Annotated in this window: 6 protein-coding genes; all 6 read left to right on the top strand. The window is 61.4% G+C overall.

The window, feature by feature from the left end:
- Positions 1 to 174 precede the first annotated feature (174 nt).
- The 6 genes from MMAR10_RS14030 to MMAR10_RS14055 all read left to right on the top strand — a co-directional run bounded on the left by MMAR10_RS14030 (position 175) and on the right by MMAR10_RS14055 (position 10,524).
- Entirely contained in the window at positions 175 to 1,698 is a 1,524-nt protein-coding gene (locus MMAR10_RS14030; protein WP_011644651.1) for a tryptophan halogenase family protein, read from the top strand.
- Complete coding sequence (locus tag MMAR10_RS14035) at positions 1,691 to 2,971, top strand: tryptophan halogenase (RefSeq protein WP_011644652.1); 1,281 nt, start codon at positions 1,691 to 1,693, stop codon at positions 2,969 to 2,971. Before MMAR10_RS14030 ends, MMAR10_RS14035 begins: the two co-directional genes overlap by 8 nt.
- Positions 2,968 to 4,497 (top strand): tryptophan halogenase family protein, encoded by a 1,530-nt coding sequence (locus tag MMAR10_RS14040; RefSeq protein WP_011644653.1) that lies wholly within the window; start codon positions 2,968 to 2,970, stop codon positions 4,495 to 4,497. Before MMAR10_RS14035 ends, MMAR10_RS14040 begins: the two co-directional genes overlap by 4 nt.
- Complete coding sequence (locus MMAR10_RS14045) at positions 4,487 to 6,019, top strand: tryptophan halogenase family protein (RefSeq protein ID WP_011644654.1); 1,533 nt, start codon at positions 4,487 to 4,489, stop codon at positions 6,017 to 6,019. The genes MMAR10_RS14040 and MMAR10_RS14045 overlap by 11 nt, the downstream gene beginning before the upstream one ends.
- 9 nt (positions 6,020 to 6,028) lie before the next feature.
- Complete coding sequence (locus MMAR10_RS14050; protein ID WP_011644655.1) at positions 6,029 to 7,864, top strand: glycoside hydrolase family 9 protein; 1,836 nt, start codon at positions 6,029 to 6,031, stop codon at positions 7,862 to 7,864.
- 89 nt (positions 7,865 to 7,953) lie between these two features.
- The gene (locus tag MMAR10_RS14055; RefSeq protein WP_011644656.1) at positions 7,954 to 10,524 is read left to right on the top strand and encodes a glycoside hydrolase family 3 protein; all 2,571 of its coding nucleotides are present in this window, start codon (positions 7,954 to 7,956) and stop codon (positions 10,522 to 10,524) included.
- Positions 10,525 to 10,536: the final 12 nt, after the last annotated feature.

Raw genomic sequence — 10,536 nt, forward strand, 5'->3', positions numbered from 1 at the left:
CATAATCTTCTCCCCTCGTTTGGCTGAAGTCTCCGCCGTTGACAGCGTTGTCAATTTTTGGCACTTTCAATCAAACAACCTGTTCTGTCAACAAGAACCAATGATGGTCGAGGTGCGGAGTTGTAGGGAGAATGCAAAGATGCCGCGCATCAACTGCACTCCGGGGAGGGAAGATTGGGTCAAGATGCCCCAAGGCGGATCGTCGTTGTCGGCGGAGGCACCGCAGGATGGATGGCTGCGGCCGCGCTGGTGTCGGTTTTGCCCAGCCAGCGCGTCCAGGTCACCCTGGTCGAATCCGAAGCAATCGGCATCATCGGTGTGGGCGAGGCGACGCTTCCCCATCTGCGCCATTTCAATGAAACCCTTGGCATCAACGAGGCCGATTTCATCAAGGCGACGTCCGCCACGCTGAAGCTCGGCATCGAGTTCGTGAACTGGGCCCGAAAGGGCGACAGCTATGTGCACCCATTCGGCGATTTCGGGACCGAGATTGCCGGCCTGCCCTTTCATCAAGCCTGGACCCGGATGCGGGCCGCCGGCAAGGCCCGGGATATCGGTGCCTACTCGCTTCCCGTCCGCATGTGCGCGGCAAACCGGTTCGACAGACCCGCAGAAGACCCGGCCGATTTTGCATCCCGCTTCGGCTATGCCTACCAGTTCGACGCCACCCGTTATGCGCCCTTCCTGCGCCAGCATGCCGAAGCCCGCGGCGCGACCCGAATTGAGGGCATTGTCGACACGGTTCATTGCGATCCTGAAACCGGCGATATCGAGCGGCTCGACCTGAAGGACGGGCAAGAGATCGAAGGCGATTTCTTCTTTGACTGCACCGGATTCCGAGGCGTTCTGATCGAGCAGGCGTTGAATGTGGGTTATGAGGACTGGTCACATTGGCTGCCGTGCAACCGGGCTATCGCCCTGCCTAGCGAAAAATCCGGACCAACCCCGCCCTACACGCGTGCAACCGCACATCAGGCGGGCTGGCTATGGCGGATTCCGCTGCAGCACCGCACCGGGAACGGGCATGTCTATGCCAGCGATTTCATCGATGATGAGACGGCCCGTCAGACGCTGCTCGACAATCTGGAAGGCGCGCCCCTGGCTGATCCTCGACCGCTGCGTTTCACAACCGGCAGGCGTAAACAATTCTGGGCTCATAATTGCGTCAGCATCGGGCTGGCTGGCGGTTTCCTTGAACCGCTTGAATCGACGAGCATCCATCTAACGCAGATCGCAATCACGCAATTCATTGAACTGTTTCCGGTAGATAACGATTACACGCTTGAGCGAGAAAGCTACAACGCGCACATGACGCGGGAATTCGAGCGCGTGCGCGACTTCCTCATCCTCCACTATCATGCGACCGAACGGACTGATTCCGAGTTCTGGAACTACGTCCGCACCATGCCGGTACCGGATTCGCTGACGGAAAAAATGGCCCTGTTTCGGCAAACCGGGCGTGTCGGTCGATATCAGCAAGGGCTATTTTTGGAGCCCAGCTGGCTCGCCGTCTATCTCGGTCAGCGAATCGTCCCGCAGAGCTGGGATGGGCGATTGGACACGATCCCGGAAGAATCCCTCGGTCAGTCGCTGACAACAATCGAGTCGCAGATCGATCAGGCGATGTCCCGTATGCCCGACCATGACACCTGGCTGGCCAATCTGGCCGGCGTCGAGGCGGAGACGCGTCATGGCTGAACCAATCCGGTCGATATGCATTCTGGGAAACGGTCTGGAAGCCTGGCTTACCGCGCATGTGCTGTACAAGGCACTCGGGGGAGAGGCGGTCTCAATCCATATCCAACCGCTCGACTCAAGGATCCATGACGACTGCGCCTATACGATCTTGCGCCCATCGGCGCTGGTCGCTCTGGACCAGTTCGGTCTGAACCTGCAGGGCCTTCTGCGTCTGCCGGCGACCCTGCCCAGCCTGGGTCAGGTCCTTCGTTCTGCAAGCGGCGTCGACACGCTCCTGCCCTATGGCGGGCAAGGTGTCGATTGGGCCGGGACCAGTTTTCACCATCATTGGCTTCGCGCACGCCAGGCCGGTTTGCGCCATCCCTATTTCGCCTTTTCGCCCGGCTATCACGCCATGGCGTCAGACCGCTTTGCCCCGCCCGACAGACGCAACGCGATAGGGCCGATGCAGCATGAAAGCGGCTTGCACGTCAGTACTCGGGAGTTGACGGAAAACCTGCGGCTCAATTTGCAGGCCAACATTATCGTCCTCGATCCGACAGCCAATTGCGAACAGGCTGATCTTGTCATCCATGCGCCCGGGGCTCCGGACCGGAATTCTACGCTGGACCCGGTTCACGCTGGCCCGCCCAAACCCTACGCCGTGCGAGTCGAGGCTGGCGGCGAATCGCGCCTGCAAATCCCGCTGCGTTCCGGCTGGTTGGACCTGCCGACGCCTGCGGGACCGGCCAAACGTCATTGTGGCAACTCACCCTGGGGCGAGGATGGCCTGGTCGTCGGGCTCGCGGCCGCCCACCTGCCCGGCCTTGAAGACCGGTCCATGGACCGGCTTCTCTTCGAGCTCGAAACCTTGCTGGAACTCTGGCCACGGTCCGGTGTCCATTCCGCGGAGGCCCTCGAATACAACCGCCTTTGGGCGCAGGAGGCCGATGAATGGACAGCACTGAGCGCGCTGTCGGCCGACCAGGAAGACCAACGTTGTCAGGCGCGGAAGGCTGTGTTCCGCCGACGCGGTTATATCGAGCCGCTGGAAAGCCGCACGATCACTCCGGAGGACTGGGTGGAGGCCTTTATTGGGCGCGGTGTGATCCCTGCCCATTACGACCGGTTGAGTGAGCGTTTGACCGACCCGCAGCTCAAGTCCGAGCTGCAAAAATTCACCGATGCGGTCGGTCGGACCGTCCGCGAGTTTCCCAGTTTCCCGAGCTATCTACGGGCGATCGACCGAGCGGTCGGGCCGGCCACCGATGCCAAGACGGAGCCATCCGCATGACGGGCACCATCTCGAAAGTTGTAATCGCCGGAGGCGGTACCGCTGGCTGGATGACGGCGGCGGCCCTGTCCCGCTTTCTTGTGCCTTCCGGCGTCACAGTCGAACTGGTGGAAAGCGAACAGATCGGAACGGTTGGGGTTGGCGAGGCGACCATCCCGGGCATCATCGACTTCAACCGCATGCTCGGAATTGACGAGGCGGACTTCATTGCCGCCACCAAGGGGACGTTCAAGCTGGGCATTGAATTTGTCGACTGGGACCGGGTCGGAAATCGCTATCTTCACCCGTTCGGTGAATACGGCTTCGACCTGGAGGGCGTCCCTTTCCATCATTACTGGCTGCGCGACCGGTTGCGCGGGAGTGATCACCCGCTGTCGGCCTACTCCATGTGTTGCCAGGCGGCCATGTCCGGGAAATTCATGCGGCCGGTGAGCGATCCGCAATCGCCGGTCGCCCAAATGCGTCACGCCTACCATTTCGATGCCGGGCTCTACGCCCGCTACTTGCGCAACTATGCGGAACAGCGTGGCGTGACGCGTGTGGAAGGCCGGATCAAGGCGGTTGATCAATCAACAGAGACCGGCTCGCTGACCGCGCTCGAGCTTGAGAATGGCAGCCGGATCGAGGGCGACATCTTCGTGGATTGCACCGGCTTTCGAGCCTTGTTGATCGGCGAAACGCTGGGCGTCGACTATGATGACTGGCGCCGCTACCTGCCATGCGACCGGGCAATTGCCGTGCCCTGCGAAAAGATCGGGGCCGCCGCCCCGTACACACGCGCAACGGCCCGTGAGGCCGGCTGGCAATGGCGTATTCCCCTGCAGCACCGGACCGGTAACGGGTATGTCTATTCGTCCTCCTTCCTGAACGATGACGAGGCAGAGAGTGCACTCCTGGCCAATCTCGACGCTCCGACGACCGGCCCGACCAACAGGCTGCGTTTCACCCCGGGACGCCGCCGCTCGGTGTGGAAGAAGAACTGTGTCGCGATCGGCTTGTCCGCCGGCTTCCTTGAACCTCTGGAATCGACCAGCATCCATCTCATCCAGGAGGGCGTCAGCAAGCTGCTGGCCCTGTTCCCGCGGGGCGGGATCAACCAACGCGAGGTCACCCGCTACAATTCGATTATCGGCAATGCCTATGACTATGTGAGGGATTTCCTGATCCTCCACTACAACGCGACCACGCGCGACGATACGCCATTCTGGGACTATGTGCGGACAATGGCCGTGCCCGACAGCCTCACGGAAACGGTTGAACTCTTCGCAGAAAACGGGCGCTTCTTCGCCCACAAGAGCGACCTGTTTAGCATCACGTCCTGGGTCGCGGTGATGATCGGCCAGGGAATATTGCCACGCGGCTATGATCCGGTGGCCGACTCCATCCCGGACCAGGATCTCGTCGCCACGCTCACCAACATGCGCGAGATCTATGCCCAGGCGGCTTCGAAAATGCCGCCACATCAGGCCTTTATCGACCATCTTGCAAAATCCGCCCGCCAAGGAGGCCAGGCCCATGCCCGTTGATCCCATTCGCTCCGTCCTGATTGTCGGCGGCGGCACGGCCGGCTGGATGACGGCGGCGGCCCTGGCGAAGATATTCGGTGATCAGGCGCTGGACATACGCCTTGTGGAAAGCGAGCAGATCGGCACGGTCGGCGTCGGCGAGGCCACGATTCCACAAATCCTGCTCTTCAACCGGATGCTCGGGATCGACGAGAACGAGTTTGTTCGCGCGACCCAGGGCACGTTCAAGCTGGGGATCGAATTCGTCAATTGGCGGCGTGAGGGGCATAGCTATATCCACCCGTTCGGCTCCTACGGCAGCGACATGGATGGGGTTATGTTCCACCACTTCTGGCTCCACGCGCGGCAGCGCGGCTATGAAGTGGACCTGCCGGAATTTTGCCTGCAGATAATCGCCGCCCGCCAGGGCAAATTCCTGCGGCCGGTACCCGATGCCCGCAATTCTCCGCTCGGGCATATCGCCTACGCATTCCAGTTCGATGCCAGCCTCTATGCCGCCTATCTCCGGCGCTACGCAGAAGGCCGTGGCGTCACGAGAACGGAAGGCCGCATTGCTAATACGCGTCTCGATCCAGAGACAGGACATGTGCAGGGCGTTCAGCTTGAGAACGGCGAGACGATAGAAGCCGACTTCTTCATCGACTGCTCGGGCTTTCGCGGCCTGCTGATCGAACAGGCGCTCAAGACTGGTTATGAGGACTGGAGCTCCTGGCTGCCCTGCAACAGCGCCCTTGCGGTTCCGTCCGAAAACACGGGGCCGCCCTCGCCCTACACGCGCGCCACGGCCCGGAAGGCTGGTTGGCAGTGGCGTATTCCGCTCCAGCACCGCACCGGTAACGGTCATGTCTATTGCTCTGACCATATCAGCGATGACGAAGCGGCGAACATCCTGCTGTCCAACCTCGACGGCCCGGCGCTGCGTGACCCGCTGCAACTGCGTTTTACGACCGGACATCGAAAGAAGTTCTGGAACAAGAACGTGCTCGCGATCGGACTGTCTGCCGGCTTCATGGAACCACTGGAGTCGACGAGCATCCATCTGATTCAGAGCGGCATTGCGCGTTTGATGACACTCTTTCCCGACCGCGCCTTCAACCCGGTGGACATCGACGAATACAATCGACTCACCCTGCAGGAATACGACTATGTGCGCGACTTTCTGGTTCTGCACTATCGGCAGACAGAGCGCGATGACAGCGAGTTCTGGCGCTATTGCCGAAACCTCCCGCTAACGGATCATCTGGCCCGCAAGCTTGCGCTCTACCAGACCAATGGTCGCGTCAGCCGCGAAAAGGACGAGCTCTTCAACGAGACCAGCTGGCTGGCTGTTCTGGATGGGCAGGGCGTCGTTCCGCAGGGGCATCACCCGCTTGTTACCGGGCTTGGCGATGCAGAAGTCGATGCGCGCCTGGAGCAGATTCTGGGCGCAGTCCGAGCATCGGCCCGACAAATGCCCTCGCATGCAGACTTCATCGCCAACCAGTGCGCTGCGCCGGCCGATATCCAACTTTTTCAGGCTTAGGAGACTTCCATGCTCGTCACACTTATCAGCCTGACCCAGGCATTGGCCGCAGCAGGTTGCGACATTCCCGCTGGTGAAACACCGATCCTGTTCAACCAGACCGGCTTTGAGTCGGGTGCCGTGAAACTTGCGGTCTTGCGCAATGCCGCGACAGAACCGGCCCGCTGGGAAATCCGTGACGCGAGCGGCAGCGTCCGGTTGAACGGCGAGACCATCGTCCACGGGTTGGATGCCAGCTCGGGCGATTTTGTTCACCAGATCCGCTTTGATGCCTTGACCGACCAGGGGGAAGATTACCAACTCACTGTGTGCGGCGAGGAGAGCCGACCGTTCACGATCGCCGACGAGCCCTATGGCCGATTGGCGGAAGACGCGCTGCGCTATTTCTATCTCAACCGGCTGGGGACCGAATTGCAGCCGGAATTTACCGGCGGGGCGATGTGGGCGCGCGCGGCCGGGTTCATTGACAGCCATCCGACCTGCTTTTTCGGCCCGGACCAAGAGGGAACCGAGTGGCCGGGCTGTAGCTACACGCTCGAAACGACCGGTGGCTGGGCCGATGCTGGGGATTACGGCCAGTATGTGGTCAATGGAGGCATCTCAGTCTGGACCCTGCAACATGCCTACGAACGCCTGGCGGCACGCGGTCAACTGGCCACATTGGGCTGGACCGGTGAACGCGTAGCACTGCCCCAAGAGCAGGAGACCATCAGTGAAATCCTGCTGGAGGCGCGCTGGCACCTGGACTGGATGCTGACGATGCAGATCCCCGACGGCGAGACCGTTTGGGTCGATCAGCGGTTACCCGGGGCCGACACGGCAGACCTTCAGGAGATTGATGGCTCGGGCCTGGTCCATCACAAGCTCCATGAACGGGCCTGGCTGCCTTTGCCCTTATTGCCACAAGACGCGGATGAAGAACGCTTTCTCATACCCCCATCTACGGCTGCAAGCCTGAACCTGGCCGCAGCCGCGGCCCAAGCTTCGCGTCTGTGGGAAGAACTTGATCCTGACTATGCCGTGCGCACGCTCGAGGCCGCGCGTCGCGCCTATACTGCCGCTCAACGCAATCCGGACCTTCTGGCCCGGAACAATTTCGATGGCGGTGGCGCCTATGGCGATACCGATCTTCTGGATGAGTTTGCCTGGGCCGCGGCAGAGCTCTTTCTGACGACCGGAGACACAGGCTACGCAGATGACCTTGCGGCGGCTCTGACCAATGACGCCTATCAGCCCTCGCCCATATTCTGGGCCAATACAGGCCTGCTGGCGGACCTGTCCCTTGCACTGAGTGACGAGCCCTCGCCTGAGCGGGCAGACGCGGCTGACCGCCTGGTCGCGGAGGCCAATCGATATCTCGAAGAGGCGGATCGCGAAGGATACCACTTCCCGATGCCTGCGAGTGAAATGAACTGGGGGTCGAACGCCAACCTCCTCAATCGGGGACTGGTCCTTGCCAGCGCCCACGACCTCACCGGGGACGAACGATACCGCAATGGCGCAGTCCATGCCCTGGACTATGTATTGGGCCGCAACGCCCTGGATCAGAGTTATGTGTCCGGCCACGGAGTCCGCAGCATGCAGACACCGCATCACCGCTTTTGGGCACGTGGTGCCGATCCGGAATTCCCGCCAGCCCCGGCCGGGGCCCTGTCGGGCGGCGCCAATCATCTGAACATGGCAGATCCGGTTGCGATGGAAATGCGCGGAACCTGCGCGCCCCAACGCTGCTGGGCCGATCATGTCGATGCATTCGCTCTCAACGAGGTCGCCATCAACTGGAATGCGCCCCTGTTTGCGCTGGCGGCTCAACTGGAGAGCACCACCGCGCAAGCCTCTGAATGAGACTGGCGATTAATCACTGAAACGTTTTGCGCGCCGAGAATTGACAACGTAGTCAATAATTGGTCATCTTTCGGTCGAGGGAGACCAGAATGACAACGAAGACGCAGAAGCTCGCATCCGTTTCTATGATCGCGACCTTGATCAGCATCGGGCTGGCAGGTTGTAGCGACGGCACCGATACCGCCGCTACCGAACGCCCCGCTGCGTCGTCATCTCCCGCGGTCTATACTCCGCCCGCCGATGCTATGGCGGATCCGGACGCTTGGCCCCAAATCGCCCCCTTGCCGCTCGACCCCGAAGTCGAAGCCCGTATCGATAGCATCATGGCGATGATGACCGTCGAGCAGAAAGTCGGCCAGACGATCCAGGCCGATAGCGGCTCCGTGACACCTGAGGATGTTCGCAATTATCGACTGGGGTCGGTGCTGAGCGGTGGGAACTCCGCACCTGGACCGCGCGCCTATGCCGACGCCCAAACCTGGCTCGATGCGGCCGACGCATACTTCAACGCCTCGATCGACCCTGACGGCGTCGAGATCGCGATTCCCATCATATGGGGAATTGATGCGGTCCATGGTCACGCCAATTTGCGCGGCGCCGTGGTCTTTCCGCACAATATCGGCCTCGGCGCGATGAATAATCCCGATCTGATCGAAGACATCTACCGTGTGACCGCACGCGAGTTGTCCGTATCAGGCCATGACTGGACGTTCGCGCCCACGCTCGCCGTGCCCCGGGACGACCGATGGGGTCGCACCTATGAGGGGTTTTCGGAAGATCCGGCCATCGTCGCCGCCTATGGTGAGCGCATAGTCTGGGGCTTGCAGGGACGGCCGGGCACAGATGAGTTCATGGGCGAGGGCCGCGTCATCTCCAGTGCCAAGCATTTCCTGGCCGATGGCGGTACTCTGGATGGTCGCGATCAAGGCGACGCCCAGATCAGTGAGGCCGAGCTGCGCGATATTCACGCAGCCGGTTACTACACCGCGATTCCGGCTGGTGTGCTGACTGTCATGGCTTCATTCTCAAGCTGGAATGACGCCCGCATGCACGGCAATGAAAGCCTGCTGGAAGACGTTCTGCGTGACCGGATGGGCTTTACTGGATTTGTGGTCGGCGACTGGAACGGCCACGGTCTGATCCCGGGCTGTGTGTCGACTGATTGTCCCGAAAGTTTCAATGCGGGCGTCGACATGTTCATGGCGCCCGACAGCTGGCGCGAGCTCTATCACAATACGCTGGCCCAGGTTCGGTCTGGCGAGATCTCCATGGAACGCCTCGACCAGGCTGTTCGCCGTATCCTGCGAGTCAAGATCGAAGCCGGCCTGTTTGAACAGGTCGCGCCCAGTGAACGCCCGCTGGCCAACAGCGACACAGTCCTGGCCGCGCCGGAACATCGCGCCATCGCCCGGCAGGCGGTTCGCGAGTCGCTCGTCCTCCTGAAAAACGTTGATCAGACACTGCCGCTCGATCCATCACTGACAATTCTCGTCGTTGGTGCCGGTGCCGATCATATCGGCAAGGCCGCCGGGGGATGGACCCTGTCCTGGCAGGGCGGCGAATTCCCGAATGAGGAATTTCCGGCCGGAGATAGCATTCTCGCGGGCATCCAGGCTGCTGTCGACACCGCTGGCGGGCAGGTCATCTACGACCCGGACGGGCAATCCGACATCGATGCCGACGTCGTGATCGCCGTCTATGGCGAAAACCCCTACGCCGAATTCCAGGGCGACCGGGACCATCTGGATTTTGTCTCGCCGGATTATGACACCAGCCTGCTCGAGCAATATCAGGCCAGGGACATCCCGGTTGTCAGCGTCTTCCTGTCAGGTCGCCCCCTGTGGACCAATCCGGAAATCAATGACTCCGATGCTTTCATCGCCGCCTGGCTGCCAGGCACGGAAGGCGGCGGCGTCGCCGATCTGATTTTCCGGACCGACGATGACTACGACTTCACCGGACGACTTTCCTTTTCCTGGCCGAGCCTCGCCAGCGGCGAGCCGCTCAATGTCGGTGACGCGGATTACGACCCACTCTTCACCTATGGCTACGGGCTGAGCTATGCGGACGCTGACCCGGGGACGCCACTGTCCGAGGAGTCGGGCCTGTCCACGGACGACCTTGCCGAAGGCGGCAGTTACTATGCCCGGGGTCAGGTAACAGACCCTTGGGCCCTGCAGATCGCAAATGGGCAAGACTGGGAGGCCATCGAGGACCGCATGGCATCGTCTGACCGCGTCACACTTGGCGCCATGGACCGGGTCGCCCAGGAAGACAGCCTGCGAATCATTTGGTCCAGCGCCGGCAATCTCGTCAGTATTCGCGGCACCGATGCCATTGATCTCTCTCGGGAAACAAACGGCTCCATGGAGCTGACCTTCCGCGCTCGCGGCGTCAACAGCCAACCCGCCCAGGTCGAGATCGGGATGGCCTGCGACACCGGGCCGGACTGCGTTCACTATGTGCCAGTGGATATCCGCCAGGGTCCGTGGTCGGAATACCGGATCAGCCTGAGCTGTTTTGCCGATGCTGGGGTCGACATGAGCCGCCTCGACACGCCTTTCCTCATCCGGGCACGCGACGAGACTGGCGAAATCGGGATTGGTGATGTCACACTGGGGTCCGACATCGACGCCACGCGCACGTGCGGCAACGAATAGTCAGCTCCGCAG

The sequence above is a fragment of the Maricaulis maris MCS10 genome, assembly GCF_000014745.1.
In the GTDB taxonomy this organism is placed as follows: domain Bacteria; phylum Pseudomonadota; class Alphaproteobacteria; order Caulobacterales; family Maricaulaceae; genus Maricaulis; species Maricaulis maris_A.